We start from the raw sequence: 15363 nt of genomic DNA on the forward strand, positions 1-15363 counted from the left end.
CTCAGTTCTCCTCCTTGTCCGCGCTGTCCAGGGCTGCCAGGACAGCGAGTTGCCTGCGGTCGCGCGTCTCGGCGAGTTCCGAGTACGTGGAGGAGCCGTAGGCCTTTTCGACGGCTTCGATGAGCCGTTCCCGTGCTTCCTCTTGGTCCTTGTTCTGTTCCGCGTTCTGTTCCTCGGTCCTCGGCGGGGTGCCGAGTTCCGCTCCCGTCCGCGGCATCGACTTGCCGATGTGCTCGACCAGGTGCCGGTAGCCGCCGGGTCCGCCGCCCAGGTGCGCGCCGAGGAACGGGCCGACCGTGGCCCAGCGCAGGCCCAGCGAGTTGATCACGACCGTGTCGAGGTCCTCGGGCGTCACGACACCCTCCTGGACGAGGTACGCGGCCTCGCGGCTGAGGGCGTTCTGCAGGCGGTTGCCGACGAAGCCGGGGATCTCCTTGCGCTCGACGACCGGGGTGCGGCCGACCGAGGTGTAGAAGTCCACCGCGTCCTGCACGGCGTCCTCGCCGGTGCGTATCCCGGGGACGACCTCGACGAGCGGGACCAGGTGCGGCGGGTTGAAGGGGTGGCCGATCAGGACCCGTGCGGCGTCCTCGTCGGACAGCTCCCCGGTGAAGGCGGTCGACGGGATCGCCGAGGAGGAGCTGAGCAGCAGGGCGTGCGCGGGTGCCTCACGGGCGAGGGTCGCGAACAGGTCCTTCTTGAACTCGGCCCGCTCGGGGCCGTTCTCCTGGACGACGTCCGCGTCCCGGACGGCCTCGGTGACGTCGGCGACGAGGTGCACGCGGTCGGCGACGCCGGTGACGTCCAGGCCGCGGGCGGCCAGATGCGGGGCGTACGAGGCCAGGGCCTCGTCCACGGCCTCGGCGAGGTCGGGGCGCGGGTCGGTCACCCGGACGGTCAGGCCGTGCGCGGCGAACAGTGTCGCCCAGGACAGTCCGATGGTTCCGGCGCCGATCACCGCGGCGGTGCGGAAGGCGCGGGTCATGACGCGGCTCCCTTCAGGTAGTCGTGGACCGGCTCGACGCCGTTCAGCGTCAGGTCGGTGAGGATGTGGCTCGCGGAGACGACCTCGAGGACCGGCAGGTCGGCCAGCGGGGCGAGCACGTGCTGGAACAGCTGCAGCCGGGCCGGGCCGGTCCAGGCGCCCTTGACGGTGACGTCGGTGATGCGGGTGCGGACGAGTTCCTGCACGCGCGGCAGCCCGTCGTAGCCGGGGACCGTCTTGAGCATGAAGGTCGGCACGGTGATCTGTGCCTCGGCCTCGGCCAGGTCCAGTTCGTGGTGCTTGTAGCCCATGGTCGCGGTGGCGACCCGCAGGCTGCCGTGGTCGAGGGTGCCGACGAGCGCGCCGGAGTCGACGAAGAGCGCCGGGGAGCCGATCACCTTGGGGTAGGCGGCGACCTCGCGGCCGGAGGCGGTCGCCGGGAAATTGTCGAGGTGCATCGTGTGCAGGTACTCGCCCTGCTCGCCCTCGAAGCTGACGGGGATCGCCTGGCCGGCCTCGGTGTAGGGGCCGTATCCGCTGACGTCGCCCATCTTCATGACCTCGAACCGGACCAGCGGCTCGTCGATCCGCAGGGGTTCGGGGACGACGGCCCGCAGGGCGTCGGGGTCGGTGCGGTAGACGACGTTGAGGTACTCGCGGTCGGTGAACCGCGGCACCATCGGCGCGTACGCCGGGCCGGCGAGGGGGGTGGTGACGTGCTGTCGTACGTCTGCGGCCTTCATGTCGGGCTCACCGCCCGGTCCACTGCGCGGGGCGGCGCTCGGCGAAGGCGGTCATGCCTTCGCGCACGTCGTCCGAGGCCATCAGGGTCTTCATCTGGGTGCGCTGGAAGGCGAAGGCCTCCTCGTCGGACGCTCCGTCGGCGGCGCGCACGACGCGCTTGACGGCCCTGAGGGCGAGCGGGGCGTTCTCCGCGACCTGTTCGGCCAGTCGGAGTGCCTCGGCGACGGCCTGCCCCTTCGCGGTGACCCGGTTGGCCAGGCCCAGTTCGCCGGCCCGGCGGCCGTCGACGGGCTCGCCGGTCAGCAGGAACTCCATCGCGAGGTGGTGCGGGATGCGCTGGGGCAGCCGGATCACGCCGCCGCCCGCGGCGATCAGGCCGCGCTTGACCTCGGGCAGGCCGAACCGGGCGTCCTCGGCGGCGACGATCAGGTCGCAGGCCAGGGCCAGTTCGAAGCCGCCGCCCATGGCGAAGCCCTCCACGGCGGCGATGAGGGGCTTGTCCGGCCGGGATTCGGTCAGGCCGCCGAATCCGCGGCCCTCGATCTCGGGCGACTCGCCGCGCAGGGCGGCCTTGAGGTCCATGCCGGCGCTGAACGTGCCGCCCTCGCCGGTCAGGACGCCGACCCGCAGGGCGGGGTCGGCCTCCAGCTCGTCGAGTGCGGCGGCCAGCGCGGTGGCGGTCGCCGCGTTCACGGCGTTGCGGGCCTCGGGACGGTCGAGGGTGATCAGCAGGGTGGAGCCGATGCGTTCGGTGCGCACGACGGGAGGTGTGGGGGTGCTCATGACTGTCCTCCTGTGGTGATCAGCGGGTGGTGGCGTCGAGTTCGGCGAGGACGTCCTCGGTGTCCTGGCCCGCGACCGGTGCCAGGCGGCGGATCGAGCCGGGGGTGGCGGAGAAGCGCAGCGGGATGCCGATGGTGCGGACCGTGCCCTCGGTCGGGTGCTCTACGGTGTCGAGCAGGTGGCCGTCACGGACGTAGGGGTCGTCGTGGGCGCAGTCGAGCTCCAGGACCGGGGCCATCGGGATGCTGTGCTTGGCGCACACCTCCGCCCACTCCTCGGTGGTGAGCGCCGGGGCGCAGGTCTGCAGGAGCGCGGCCAGGTCCTCGTGGTCGGCGCTGTCGATGGCCTCGCCGTTCACGCGCGGGTCCTCGGCGAGGTCCGGGCGCCCGGCGGCGGTGAAGAAGTCCCGGTAGTTGTGCGGGTTGTACGGCATGACGCAGGCCAGGCCGTCCTTGGTGCGCACGGCCTTGTGGCCCTTCAGCATCGACAGGGCGAAGCCGGTGGGGCCGGACTCGGGCACGTGGGTGTGGCCCGCGAGGTGCTCGACCATGTTGAACGCGATCAGGGTGTCGGTCATCGGGATCTCGATGAGCTGGCCCTGGCCGGTGTTGTTCCGGTGCAGCAGGGCGGCCAGCACGCTGTAGGCGATGGTCAGCGAGGAGACCTTGTCGCCTATGATGGTCGGCAGGTAGACGGGCTCGCCGAGCGCCCGGTCGGCGATGTCGACGAGGCCGGAGGCGGCCTGGACGGTCTCGTCGTAGGCGGCGTTTCCGGCGCGGTCCGAGTCACTGCGGAAGCCCTGGGCGTGCGCGTAGACGAGGCCGGGGTTGCGGGCGGCGATGTCCTCGTAGGACAGGCCCAGCCGGTGCAGGGCGCCCGGGCGCATGTTGGTGATCAGTACGTCCGCGGTGTCGATCAGCCGCAGTGCGCGCTCGCGGTCGGTGTCGTCCTTGAGGTTGAGGGCGACGCTGCGCTTGTTGCGGTTGACGTTGAGGTTCAGCGGGGTCATGCCCGGGGTCGTGCGGTAGTGACCGTTGCGGACGGTGTCGGACGGCGACTCGATCTTGATCACGTCGGCGCCCAGGTCGCCGAGGATCTGAGCGGCGTAGGGGCCCATCACCACGGTCGAGAGGTCGATCACGCGGACGCCCTGCAGCGGGCCGGAGACGGTGTCGGTGATGTCCGTCATCGCTTTTCCTTCACTCCTCTGTTCGCCATGTGTGTGTATCTGACAACTAAGTTAGCGTGAGACAGGCGGAGAAGGGAAATGAATGGAGTGACCGAATAGAGAAAAGCGGTATGACCGCTGTGGTCATACCGCTTTTTGCGGAGCCGTTCGGTGGTTACGAGTGGAGCGGCTCGGCGAACACCTGCTGAGCCGCCGCCACGACTTCCTCCAGGTCACCGCCGTTCGCCCGGTCCTTGCGCCAGATCAGACCGGTCTCCAGACGAGGCTGGAAATCGGTGAAGGGGAGGACGGTGACATTGTCGAGACGGTAATTCTGGACCGGACTTCTGGAATCCAGCATGGAAATGGAGAACGCCAGACCGCTGGAAACTATTTCGGAAACTCCCTCGAATGTGGCGCTGCCCAGTTCGACGCGTTTCCTGATGCCGAGTTCGGCGAGCTGCTGGTCGAGACCTCGGAAGTAGGCGTTGGTCACGGCCGTCGGGGATCCCGCGTAGGCGAGCTCGGCCAGTTCCGCGAGGGCGACGGACTCGCGGCCCGCGAACCGGTCCCGGGGCACGACCGCGCCGAGCCGCTCCGACATCACCGGCAGCTGTTCCAGCGCGGGGTCGGCACCGATCGGGAGCCTGGCCAGGCTCAACGCCAGTCTGCCGTCGCACACCGCCTCGACGAGCCGGTCGGTACCGCCGGGCCAGCGCTTGATCTCGAACCGTTCGCCGACCCGCTCGGCGAAGGCGCCCATCCGTTCCCGCAGGTCGGGATGGATGCCGGTGGGCACGCCGAGCAGCAGGGTGGTGCGCTGCGGCCGGGCCGTCTCGTCCAGCCGCCATTTGATGGAGTCGACCTGTTCCAGCACTGAGCGGGCGATCGGCAGCAGCGCGTTGCCGGCCGCGGTGAGCCGTACGTGATGGGTGTCCCGGTCGAACAGCCGGTGGCCGACCTCGTTCTCGAGGTCCTTGATGCGCCGGCTCAACGGGGAGGCTGCCATGTGCAGTTTGCGGGCGGCGGTGGAGAAGTTGAGTTCTTGGGCGACGGCGAGGAAATAGCGCAGGTGCAGGAGCTCCACGGGATCAAGCCTAGCCGCAGTGTTCCTGCCCTCTCGCTGCGGCCGGAGACGCCAGGCAGCCGGAGACGGCAGGCTTCTTCGATCGTGACGAAGGGGCCGGCACCTGTGCGCCAGGCGCCTCCGTCGGCGGGCCCCGGACGACCACCGTCGTGTGCCGGCGGTACCGGCGTACTTTCGGGCCTGAGACAGAACCGGTGCGAGAAGACCTCCTGAGACTGCCGAGCGAGTGAATACGAGCCTCTCCGCACAGCGATCGCCGGCGCACCGGGAAGGCATGCCGCACACCCGACGAGCGATGGGCGGCGAACAGTCATGCCGAAGTTCCTCATTCAGGCCGGTTACACCACCGAGGGCACCAAGGGCCTGCTCGCAGATGGGGGCAGTGGGCGACGGGCCGCCGTGGAGCAGGTCGTCAGCGGGCTCGGGGGGCGGGTCGAGGCGATGTACTTCGCCTTCGGGGACGACGACGTCGTGATGATCGTCGACTTCCCCGACAGCGTCTCCATGGCCACCGTCAGCCTCACCGTCAAGGCCAGCGGGACCGTCCGCACCCGGGCGACGCCGCTGCTCACCGTCGAAGAGATCGACGAGGCCGTGCACCGGGAGGTCACCTTCCGGCCCGCGGGAGCGTGAGGGGGAGCCAGGTACACGCCCGCGACGAGGCCGTCGAGACCCGTCACACCGTCTCGGGCACCCGGCGGTGGCCGGAGAGGACGACGAGCCCGCCGACGACGGCCAGGCCCATCAGGGCGGTGCCGAAGAGGGTCGCGCCGGTCGGCAGCCCCACCACGTCCATGAGGTACCCCGTGGACACCGGAAGCAGCCCGGCCGGGACGTAACCACCCACGTTCAGTGCGGCGTTGGCCTCGGCGAGGCGCTGCGCCGGAACGGTGGAGTTGAGCAGGGACAGACCGCCGAGCTGGCCCATGCCCTGGCCGGCCCCGGCGAGCAGGGCGGAGGCGGCGAGCAGCACGACCGAGGAGGCCTGCACGGCGGCGATCAGCGCGGCCATGCTGAGGGTGGTGCTGATCGCACCGGCGGTCAGGATGGTGCGCCGGGGCAGCTTCTGTACGGCGAACTGGACGCCGGTCGCGGCGAGGAACATGGCGAACGCCATGGCTCCGGCGACGATCCGGCTGGTGGTGCCGAGCAGTTCGGTCAGCAGGGTGGGGCCCAGCGACAGCACGAAGGACGTGGCGGTGATGCCGGGGGCGAACACCGCGATGCCGAGGGCGAGGTGGATGCCGTTGCCGTTCGGGACGCCGGGCACGCGCACCCAGGCGCCCTTGCCGCGGGCGGCGGGACGGCGTACCGGCATGCGCAGCACCGCGAGGACGGCCGTGATCAGCAGGACCGCCTCGACGACGAAGACGGTGGCGGTGGGGGCCGGCAGCGTCTCGGACAGCAGGCCGGCGAGCAGCGGGCCGAGGCCGGCGCCGAAGACCATCGCGCAGGAGGCGAGCAGCGCGGCCAGCCGCTTGCGCTCCGGGCCCGCCACGTCCGTCACGGCGGCCATGCCGGCGGAGACGACCGCGCCGACGGCGATGCCGGTGAACAGCCGGGCGACGATCAGTGCGGCGACCGTCGTGGCGGTCGCGAAGATCGCGCAGGCGGCCAGGGCGAGCGCGAGGGCGGGCAGCAGCACGGACTTGCGTCCCAGCCGGTCGGAGACGACGCCCGACACGAGCAGCGAGCCGAGCAGTCCGACGATGTAGAACGCGAAGACGACGGTCAGGGTGCCCTTGGAGAACCCGATGTCGCGCTGCCACAGCACGTACAGCGGGGTCGCCGCGTTGGACAGCACGAAGACGGCGGTGACCGGCCAGGCCGCGAGCCACACCCACCAGGTGGGCGTGCGGGCCGTGGGCGGCTCCGGTGGTGCGTGCGTGGGCGGCTCCGGTGGTGCGGCCTGCTGTTCGTCCACCGTCTGTTCCGTCACCGCAATTTCCTCGACCGCCAGTTCCTCAACCGTCCGTTCGTCCACCGTCTCGGCGGACAGGTTCCGGCTCTGCGACATGGGTGCTCCTCCGGCGAGCTAAGTACGAGTCCATTCGAACTTAGCATGCAGTACGATTGAACTCGTACATAGGATTTCGGTGACAGGGAGCTGCCCATGTCCGCGACGGTTCGACAGGCGCCGGTCGTCAAGGTGGTGCCGGAGCCGGAGAACCTGCCGGAACCGCTGCCCGAGCCGGCGGTCGGGGAGCTGCGGCTGGAGACCGTGCTGGGCGCGTTGAGCGACCCGCTGCGACTGCGGATCGTGCGCAAACTCCTGCTCGAGTCGGAGGCGTTCGACCACTCCTGCGGCTGGTTCGGCCTCGACCGCCCCAAGTCCTCCCTCACGCACCACTTCAAGGCACTGCGCGAGGCCGGCGTCACCCGCCAGCGCCAGTACGGCCTGGAACGCCGCAGCCACGTCCGGGTGGAGGACCTGAACGCCCGTTTCCCGGGACTCGTGGACCTGGTCGCCGCGTGGACGCCGCCGGACGCACCCTGAACGGGATTCGGCCTTCCGGCGTGTGAGGCCACCGCCCCCGTTACGGTTTCGGGAGTCGGGCCGCACGCGGGGGGAGGCGTACGCCGCCATGGGCATACGGAGGCAATGGCGCGGGTGGTGGGAGCGGGGCAGGGCCCTCGCGACGGCCCATCCGCTGCTGGTCGACATCGGCCTCGCGCTCCTGGTGCAGGCAGCCATGACCATGCCGTTCCTCGTGCCGCGCGCGCCCGGGCTGCCGCCGGCGACCTGGGGCGCCTACGGGCTGAGCACCCTCACCGTCGTCCCCCTGGTCTGGCGGCGGCGCGCTCCCGTCGCCGTGCTGTTCGCGGTGCTGGCCACGAGTGCCCTGTACCGGTTCACCCTGGACGGGCCCGGGCAGCCGCTGCCGTACACCGGACTCGTCGTCGCCTACACGATCGCCGCGCTGTCCTCGGCACGCAGACGGCTCGTCGCCGGGGCCGTGCTGCTGGTCGCCGTGCCGGTGGGGGTGTGGCTCAACACCCGGTCGGCCCGTGAACTGACCTTCTCCCTCTTCGTGTTCGCCGCCGCCTATGTGTTCGGACGGCTGACCGACGCCCGGCAGCGGGCGCACCGCGTCGAGGCCGAACAGGCCGCCGCCCGCGAACGGGCCAGGATCGCCAGGGAGATGCACGACATCCTCTCCCACGCCGTGAGCCTGATGATCGTGCAGGCCGAGGCCGGACCGGTGGCGGTGCGTGCCGCGCCCGAGCGGGCCGTGGCCGCCTTCGACGCCATCTCCGCCACCGGGCGGGACGCCATGGCGCAGTTGCGGAACATGCTGGGCGTGCTGCGGGAAGGCGCCGACGAGCCCGGTGCCGCCGCCCCGCGCGAGCCGCAGCCCGGACTCGCCGCCCTGCCCGGTCTCCTCGACCGGGTGCGCGGGAGCGGGCTCGACGTGACGTACCGGGCCCTCGGGGACGTCCGGCCCGTTCCGGAGGCTGCCGCGGCCACCGTCTTCCGGGTGGTCCAGGAGGCCCTGACCAACACCCTCAAGCATGCGGACGCGCGGACAGTGCAGGTTGAATTGTCGTACGAGGAAGACGAGTTGGGGGTTCTTGTGAGCGATGACGGGAAGGGGCCGCGCGGGGTGTCCCGTCGGGGCGGGCACGGGCTCGCCGGGATGCGGGAGCGGGCGGCGGCGCACGGGGGCAGCGCGGACGCGGGGCCCGGCGCGGACGGGCGGGGGTTCGAGGTGCGGGTGCGGATTCCCGTGCCCCACGCGTCGGGGGCGGGGCGATGACGATCCGTGTCGTCGTCGCCGACGACCAGGAACTCGTGCGCAGCGGCTTCGCGATGATCCTCGACGCGCAGCCGGACATCGAGGTCGTCGCGGAGGCGGGTGACGGGGGTGAGGCCGTCGAGGCGGTGCGTCGGCACGCGCCGGATGTGGTGTTGCTCGACATCAGGATGCCGCGCATGGACGGGATCGAGGCCTGCGGCGCGATCAGTGCCCTGAGCGACTGCCGGACGGTGATGCTGACGACCTTCGACTCCGACGAGTACGTGTACGACGCGCTGCACGCGGGCGCGAGCGGCTTCCTCCTCAAGGACGTCCGCCGCGACGACCTCGTGCACGCCGTGCGGGTCGTCGCCCGGGGCGACTCGCTGCTCGCCCCCTCCGTGGCCCGGCGCCTGGTGGAGCAGTACACCCGGCCCGCCGCCCGGAACCGCCGGCCCGATCCCCGGCTGGACGTCCTGACCGCCCGGGAGCGCGAGACGCTGCTGTTGCTCGCGCGGGGGCTGTCGAACGCCGAGATCGCCGCCGAGCTGGTGGTCAGCGACCACACCGTCAAGACGCACGTCGGCAACGTGCTCGCGAAGCTGGGCCTCAGGGACCGCATCCAGGCCGTGATCTGCGCCTACGAGACCGGCCTCGTCGCCGCCGGGGATCCCCCGCCGGGGGGAGCGGCCCGGGCCGGGTCCTCCCCCGTGCCGGCGAGGAAGTGACGTCCCAGGACCACCGCCGTGGGCGATCCGCGGGACGGCTGCGCTGCGGAACATGAAGGCGTCACACAACGTCCCCCTCTCGCAACGGAGTTCGTCATGAGGACCCGTACCAGTCTGCTGACCGCCGTCGTGCTCGTCGCGGGTATCGCCGCCGGGCCGTCCGTGCTCCCGGCCGCCGCCTCCTCCCCGGCCGCGCGAGCCGCCACGGAGCAGTCACCGAACACCGCCCTCGAAACCGCCATCGCGGGACTGCCCACCGCCGACGCCACGGCCGCCCTCGTGCGGGTCGGGGGCAAGGAGGGTGTGTGGCGGGGAAGTTCGGGTGTGCACGATCTGCGGACCGGACGGCCCGCGGATCCCGCCGCCCGCTTCCGCGCCGGGTCCGTGACCAAGGTCTTCACCGCCGCCGTCGCCCTGCAACTGGCCGAAGAGGGCCGCCTGGACCTGGACCGCAGGGCCCGCTCCTACCTCCCGGAACTGATCCCGGCGTCGTACGCGGGCGTCACCGTCCGGCAGCTGCTGAACCACACGCACGGCATCCCGGCGCCGGACTTCCCCGGCACCACCGTCGAGGAGTGGTACGCGAACCGTTTCCAGGTGCACGCCCCCGAGGACATGGTCCGCTCGGCGACGTCCAAGAAGCCCGAGTTCGGGCCGGGCGAGCGGCAGCACTACCTCAACATCGGGTACACGATCGCCGGTCTGCTCATCGAGCGCGTCACCCACGACTCCTACGAGCACCAGGTCGCCCGGCGGGTGCTCGGGCCGCTGGGACTGCGGGACACGTATGTGCCGGGGACGAACCCGCGCATCACCGGGCCGCACAACCACGGCTACCAGACCATGCGGCTCGACGACGGCACGACCGGGCTCCGGGACGTCTCCGTGTGGGGGTCGACGGACGGCTGGGCGGCCGGGGACATCGTCTCGACCACCGCCGACCTGGAGCGGTTCACGCAAGCCCTGTTCCGGGGGCGGATCGTGCGCGGGCCGCTGCTGGAGGAGATGTTCACCCTGCCGAAGGTGACCGACTTCCGGACCGGGGAGCCGGCCGCCTACGCCGTCGGCCTGTCCATGAAGGTGCTCGGCGGGCGCGAGGTCTGGGGCAAGACCGGCGGGCGCTGGGGGTACAACGCCGCCATCGCCTCCACCCGCGACGGCTCCCGCACCCTCGTCTACAGCGTCAACTCCACCGACGCGAAGGGGCAGGGGGTGGGCCGGACCGCCGAGAAGATCATGGTCGCGGCCTACGGCAGGCCGTAGGCGCGCCCCGGCGAGGCTCACGCTGCCCGTGCGAGGCCCGTCCGGTACGCGAGGCTCACGCCGGTGGCGTCGCCCGCACGAGCCCCGTCTGGTACGCGATGACGACCAGCTGCGCGCGGTCCCTGGCGTGCAGCTTGGTCATCGCCCGGTGGATGTGCGTGCGGACGGTCAGCGGGCTGAGGGTGAGGTCCTCGGCGATCTCCGTGTTGGACCTGCCCTCCGCGGCCAGGGCCATCACCTCGCGTTCGCGGACGGTGAGCTCGGCGAGGCGCTCCGGTGGTGCCAGGTGGGTGCCGGGTGCGGGGGCCATGAGGAAGCGGGTGATGAGGGAGCGGGTGGCGGCGGGCGACAGGAGGGCCTCGCCGGAGGCCACCGTGCGCACGCCGTCCAGCAGGGTGTCGGCGGTGACGTCCTTGCCGAGGAAACCGCTGGCTCCGGCGCGCAGGGCCTGGGCGACGTAGTCCTCGGTCTCGAACGTGGTGAGGATCAGGACACGGGTGGCGGACAGCTCCGGGTCGGCGCACAGCTCGGACGTGGCGGTGAGGCCGTCGGTGCCGGGCATGCGGATGTCCATGAGGACGACGTCGGGATGGAGCCTGCGGGCCAGGCCGACCGCCTCGGCACCGTCGGAGGCCTCGCCGACCACCTCCATGTCCGCGCAGGAGTCGATGAGGATGCGGAAGGTGGCCCGCAGCAGGGCCTGGTCGTCGGCGAGCAGCACCCTGATGCTCATGCGGTGGTTCCTTCGGCGAGCTCGAGGGATGGTTGCAGGGGCAGCGCGGTGGTGACCTCGAAGCCGCCCTGGGGGCGGGGGCCCGCGCACAGCTCGCCGCCGATGGACAGGGCACGCTCGCGCATGCCCATGACGCCGAAGCCGCGGCCCCGGGCGACCGCCGGCTCGCTGGGGCCGTCGTTGGTGACGGTGATCAGCAACCGGGAGCCGGTGTAGGCGAGGAGCACGTGGGCGGCCTCGGCCGTGGCGTGCTTGGTGACGTTGGTGAGGGCCTCCTGCACGATCCGGTACGCGGTGAGGTCGACGCCGGGCGACAGCGGCTGCGGTTCCCCTTCGGTGGTGACGGTGACATCCAGGCCCGCCGACTCGCACGCCGAGACCAGCTCGGGCAGGCGGGACAGGCCCGGGGACGGGTCCAGTCCGAAGGAGCCGGGGGCGTCGTCGTCGCGCAGCAGACCGAGCGTGGCCTTCAGTTCCCGCAGCGCGGAGGACGTGGTGCCGGTCAGGTCGGTGAGGATCTTCCGGCTCTCCTCGGGGTTGGTGAGGGTGAGGTGTGCGGCCGTACCCGCCTGGGCGTTGGCCAGGGCCATGTGGTGGGCCACCACGTCGTGGAGCTCCCGGGCGATGCGCACCCGCTCCTCGGTGACCCGCAGACGGGCCTCTTCCTCCCTGGTGCGTTCGGCGTGTTCGGCCCGGGCCTGCACCGACCGGAGGTAGGCGCGCCGCAGCTGCGTCATCTTGCCGGCGGCGAGCGGCAGCATCAGCCAGAAGATCGGGCCGATCGTCCTGAGCAGCATCGAGACGTGGTTCATGGTGCCGGAGAACACCGCCGCGAGCGTCACCGCGAGCAGGGCGGCGAGGCCGTGGAGGCGCGTGGACCTGCGGTCGGTGAGCGCGGCCAGCCAGTAGAGAGCCGCCATGACCGGCGCCAGCAGCAGGGGCGTGACCAGGTAGCCGAGCCCGACCGCGGCCACCGTGCAGGTCCCGGTCACGACGACGGCGGTGCGCGGGTGGGTGCGGTGCTTGAGCAGGACGAGGCAGGCCACGCCGAGAAGGGCGGTGACGGTCTTGTCGTGGTCCGGCGGTTCGGCACCGGGCATGGTGAGCGTTCCGCCGAGGGCGGTACAGCCCATCAGGGCCAGGACCATCGCCAGGTCGACGAGGAAGACGTGGCGTGCCGAGAATTCCTCGAGGCGATCCTGGTAGCGCCGCTCCAGGCTGATGTTCATCGGGCTCTCCGGTCGGTGGGGCTGGGACCATCGTGGTCGAGGCCGGGCGGGACCGCGCGAGGGGCCGCCCGTGTCCTTCGCCACGGACGGCCCCGGGGTGTGGCCGCCTCAGGTGCGGGCCGGCTCCAGGTCGCGGGCGGGGTCCGCGGCCTGTTGCGGCTCCGGCCGGCTGAGGGCCTCGCCCTCCACGTCGACCCGGGGCAGCGCCCGGTCCAGCCACTTCGGCAGCCACCAGGCCTTGTCGCCGAGCAGGGCGAGGACGGCCGGCACGATCGCCATCCGCACGACGAAGGCGTCGAGGAGGACGGCGGAGGCCAGTCCGAAACCGATCATCTTGATCATGGAGTCGCTCTCGCCGACGAACCCGGCGAACACCGCGATCATGATCAGGGCGGCGGCCACGACCACCCGGGCACTGTGCCGGAAACCGGACGTGACCGCCTGGGCGGGCGACTCGCCGTGGACGTGGGCCTCCCGCATCCGGGAGACGAGGAACACCTCGTAGTCCATCGCGAGGCCGAAGACGATGCCCACCAGGAAGATCGGCATCAGGCTCATGATCGGGCCGGTCTGCTCCACGCCGAGGAGCTCCGCGCCGTGGCCCTGCTGGAAGACCACCACGACCGCGCCGAGGGAGGCCAGCACCGACAGCAGGAAGCCGAGGGCCGCCTTGAGCGGGACGAGCAGGGACCGGAAGACCACCAGCAGCAGCACGATCGCCAGGCCGACCACGACGACCAGGTACGGGATCAGCGCGGCCTGGACCTTCCCGGCGATGTCGATGTTCATCGCGGTGGTGCCGGTGACCTCGTAGGTGGCGCCGGTGCCGGACTCGATGCCGGGTCGCTCGTCGCGGATGGTGGTGACCAGGTCCTCGGTCTTCTCGTCGGTCGGCGCGGTGGCGGGCACGGCCGAGAAGACCGCGGTGTCGCCGGCGGCGTTGAAGCGGGCCGGGGAGACGGACACGACGCCCTTCGTGCCGCCGATGTCCTTGGCGATCGTGCCGGCGGCGGCCTTCGGGTCGGCGGTGCCCTTGGCGTCCACGACGATGGTCAGCGGTCCGTTGAAGCCCGGCCCGAAGCCCTCGGCGAGCGCGTCGTAGGCCCGGCGCTCGGTGGTGGAGGTGGGCTTGGCCTCGTCCCCGGGCATGCCGAGCTGGAGGTCGGCGGCGGGCAGGGCGAGGGCGCCCAGGCCGACGACGCCGAGGAGCAGGACCGGTATCGGACGGCGCAGCACGAACCGCGCCCAGCGGGTGCCGGCGCCCCCCGTGGTGCTCTCCTCGATCCGGCCGCTCCTGCGGGCCCGCCGGCTGAGCACGGCGTTCGGCCAGAAGCCGAGGAGCGCGGGGACGAGCGTGAGGGCGACCAGGACGGCGACGACGACCGCGCCCGCGGCGGCCAGCCCCATCTTGGTGAGCATCGGGATGCCGACCACGGCGAGCCCGGACAGCGCGATCACGACGGTGAGCCCCGCGAACACGACGGCGGAACCGGCCGTGCCGACGGCCAGCGCCGTCGCCTCCTGCGGCGTGCGGCCCTTGGCGCGCTCCTCCCGGTAGCGGGAGACGACGAACAGGGCGTAGTCGATGCCGACGGCGAGGCCCAGCATCATCGCCAGGGTGCCGGTGGTCGTGGACAGGCCGAGGGCGCTGGACAGGGCGAGGATCGTGGCCATGCTGACGCCGACGCCGACGACGGCCGTCAGCAGGGGCAGCCCGGCGGCGGCCAGCGAGCCGAAGGTGATCAGCAGGACGACGGCGGCGATCGCGACGCCGATCACCTCGGCGGCCCCGCCCGGCCCGGCCTCGGCGGCCAGCGCGGTGCCGCCCGCCTCGACGGTCAGGCCGGAGTCCCGGGCCTGGTCGAGGGTCCGCTCCAGGTGGTCGCGGCCGGCGTCGGTGAGGTCGTTGGCGCCGACCTTGTACGTGACCGTCGCGAAGGCCGTCCTGCCGTCCTCGCTGACCGTCCTCGCCCGGAACGGGTCGACGGCGCTCGCGACCTGCGGGCCGTCACCGAGTTCGGCGACGGTCTTCTCGACGGCCTTCCTGTTCCCGGCGGCGGTGACCTTCTCGCCGCTCGGCGCGATGAAGACGACCCTGGCCGTCGCGCTGTCGGCCGTGGCCCCGGGGAAGCGCTGCTCCATCAGGTCGAACGCCTTCTGGGACTCGATGCCGGGCATCGAGAACTCCTCGTCGACGGCCCCCGGCGCCTTGAGGGAGCCCAGCCCGACGGCGGCCAGGACGGCCGCCCAGACCAGGGCGACGTACCAGCGCCGCCGGAAGGCCAGACGGCCCACTCGATACAGGAAAGTTGCCACGGCAGGAGGTCTCCACATCTGGTGTCGGACGTCCACCGAGCCTCTCCGTGAAGGGGCCGTCCCGTCGTCGTGCGGCTGCCGACAATCTCCGGTACTCGCCACGCAGTACCTGGGGGCGGCCGGGTCCACCCCGGGTACGAGATTCCCGGGCCTTCCGATCCGGCCTGTGCTACCTTGGCTGGCGTTGCAGTTTTGGTTCCCAGAGACTTCGAGTGCTCTTTCGACCTTTTGTCGACACGAGCACTCTTTTTTGTTTCCGAGGATTCTCGGATCTCCTTAGGGTGATCATTTCGGCGACTACGGGTCCGCAAGGTGCGGGCCCTGAGTACTGCCCTCAAGGGAGATTCATATGGCTACCGGCACCGTGAAGTGGTTCAACTCGGAAAAGGGCTTCGGCTTCATCGAGCAGGAGGGTGGCGGCCCGGACGTCTTCGCCCACTACTCGAACATCGCCACCTCTGGCTTCCGTGAGCTCCAGGAAGGCCAGAAGGTCACCTTCGACGTCACGCAGGGCCAGAAGGGCCCGCAGGCCGAGAACATCGTTCCCGCCTGACGCGTACGCGCATGCCCTGACCGGGGCCCGCACCCTC

General features: G+C 71.5%; 15 protein-coding genes. 6 read left to right on the forward strand and 9 right to left on the reverse strand.

Annotated elements, in window-relative coordinates; genetic code table 11:
- Nucleotide 1 precedes the first annotated feature (1 nt).
- The 5 genes from AB0B29_RS19460 to AB0B29_RS19480 form a co-directional block, all read right to left on the reverse strand.
- Nucleotides 2-985, reverse strand: coding sequence for a 3-hydroxyacyl-CoA dehydrogenase NAD-binding domain-containing protein (locus tag AB0B29_RS19460; protein ID WP_362241093.1), 984 nt, complete (start codon nt 983-985; stop codon nt 2-4).
- Nucleotides 982-1728 carry an acetoacetate decarboxylase gene (locus AB0B29_RS19465; RefSeq protein ID WP_362241096.1) on the reverse strand — a complete coding sequence of 249 codons (747 nt, stop codon included), beginning with the start codon at nt 1726-1728 and terminating at the stop codon, nt 982-984. The genes AB0B29_RS19460 and AB0B29_RS19465 overlap by 4 nt, the downstream gene beginning before the upstream one ends.
- 7 nt (nt 1729-1735) lie before the next feature.
- Nucleotides 1736-2512 (reverse strand): crotonase/enoyl-CoA hydratase family protein, encoded by a 777-nt coding sequence (locus AB0B29_RS19470; protein ID WP_362241099.1) that lies wholly within the window; start codon nt 2510-2512, stop codon nt 1736-1738.
- Between the two features lie 19 nt (nt 2513-2531).
- On the reverse strand, nt 2532-3701 hold the full coding sequence (locus tag AB0B29_RS19475; protein WP_362241101.1) for a CaiB/BaiF CoA transferase family protein: 1170 nt from the start codon (nt 3699-3701) through the stop codon (nt 2532-2534).
- A 154-nt stretch (nt 3702-3855) separates the two neighbouring features.
- Nucleotides 3856-4767, reverse strand: a complete 912-nt coding sequence (locus tag AB0B29_RS19480; protein ID WP_362241104.1) for a LysR family transcriptional regulator — start codon at nt 4765-4767, stop codon at nt 3856-3858.
- Between the two features lie 312 nt (nt 4768-5079).
- Here AB0B29_RS19480 and AB0B29_RS19485 point away from each other — a divergent pair, with 312 nt between their 5' ends.
- Nucleotides 5080-5400 (forward strand): GYD domain-containing protein, encoded by a 321-nt coding sequence (locus AB0B29_RS19485; protein WP_362241107.1) that lies wholly within the window; start codon nt 5080-5082, stop codon nt 5398-5400.
- Nucleotides 5401-5443: 43 nt separating this feature from the next.
- Here AB0B29_RS19485 and AB0B29_RS19490 read toward each other — a convergent pair whose 3' ends face one another.
- Nucleotides 5444-6784: an MFS transporter gene (locus tag AB0B29_RS19490; RefSeq protein ID WP_362241110.1), complete on the reverse strand. Its 1341-nt coding sequence runs from the start codon at nt 6782-6784 to the stop codon at nt 5444-5446.
- A 96-nt stretch (nt 6785-6880) separates the two neighbouring features.
- On the opposite strand from AB0B29_RS19490, the gene AB0B29_RS19495 reads away from it, so the two are divergent.
- The 4 genes from AB0B29_RS19495 to AB0B29_RS19510 all read left to right on the forward strand — a co-directional run bounded on the left by AB0B29_RS19495 (nt 6881) and on the right by AB0B29_RS19510 (nt 10495).
- Nucleotides 6881-7264 carry an ArsR/SmtB family transcription factor gene (locus tag AB0B29_RS19495; RefSeq protein ID WP_362241112.1) on the forward strand — a complete coding sequence of 128 codons (384 nt, stop codon included), beginning with the start codon at nt 6881-6883 and terminating at the stop codon, nt 7262-7264.
- Nucleotides 7265-7352: 88 nt separating this feature from the next.
- The gene (locus AB0B29_RS19500) at nt 7353-8525 is read left to right on the forward strand and encodes a sensor histidine kinase (protein ID WP_362241114.1); all 1173 of its coding nucleotides are present in this window, start codon (nt 7353-7355) and stop codon (nt 8523-8525) included.
- Entirely contained in the window at nt 8522-9232 is a 711-nt protein-coding gene (locus AB0B29_RS19505) for a response regulator transcription factor (protein ID WP_362241117.1), read from the forward strand. Before AB0B29_RS19500 ends, AB0B29_RS19505 begins: the two co-directional genes overlap by 4 nt.
- 96 nt (nt 9233-9328) lie before the next feature.
- Nucleotides 9329-10495 carry a serine hydrolase domain-containing protein gene (locus AB0B29_RS19510; RefSeq protein ID WP_362241120.1) on the forward strand — a complete coding sequence of 389 codons (1167 nt, stop codon included), beginning with the start codon at nt 9329-9331 and terminating at the stop codon, nt 10493-10495.
- 55 nt (nt 10496-10550) lie between these two features.
- Here AB0B29_RS19510 and AB0B29_RS19515 read toward each other — a convergent pair whose 3' ends face one another.
- The 3 genes from AB0B29_RS19515 to AB0B29_RS19525 form a co-directional block, all read right to left on the reverse strand.
- On the reverse strand, nt 10551-11228 hold the full coding sequence (locus tag AB0B29_RS19515) for a response regulator transcription factor (RefSeq protein WP_362241123.1): 678 nt from the start codon (nt 11226-11228) through the stop codon (nt 10551-10553).
- Entirely contained in the window at nt 11225-12457 is a 1233-nt protein-coding gene (locus AB0B29_RS19520) for a sensor histidine kinase (RefSeq protein WP_362241126.1), read from the reverse strand. Before AB0B29_RS19520 ends, AB0B29_RS19515 begins: the two co-directional genes overlap by 4 nt.
- Before the next feature lie 108 nt (nt 12458-12565).
- Nucleotides 12566-14773 carry an MMPL family transporter gene (locus AB0B29_RS19525; protein WP_362241129.1) on the reverse strand — a complete coding sequence of 736 codons (2208 nt, stop codon included), beginning with the start codon at nt 14771-14773 and terminating at the stop codon, nt 12566-12568.
- A 349-nt stretch (nt 14774-15122) separates the two neighbouring features.
- Between AB0B29_RS19525 and AB0B29_RS19530 the strand changes: the two genes are divergently transcribed.
- Nucleotides 15123-15326 (forward strand): cold-shock protein, encoded by a 204-nt coding sequence (locus AB0B29_RS19530; RefSeq protein ID WP_003991681.1) that lies wholly within the window; start codon nt 15123-15125, stop codon nt 15324-15326.
- Nucleotides 15327-15363 lie beyond the last annotated feature (37 nt).

Origin of the sequence: Streptomyces tibetensis (assembly GCF_040647715.1) — a bacterium.
In the GTDB taxonomy this organism is placed as follows: domain Bacteria; phylum Actinomycetota; class Actinomycetes; order Streptomycetales; family Streptomycetaceae; genus Streptomyces; species Streptomyces tibetensis_A.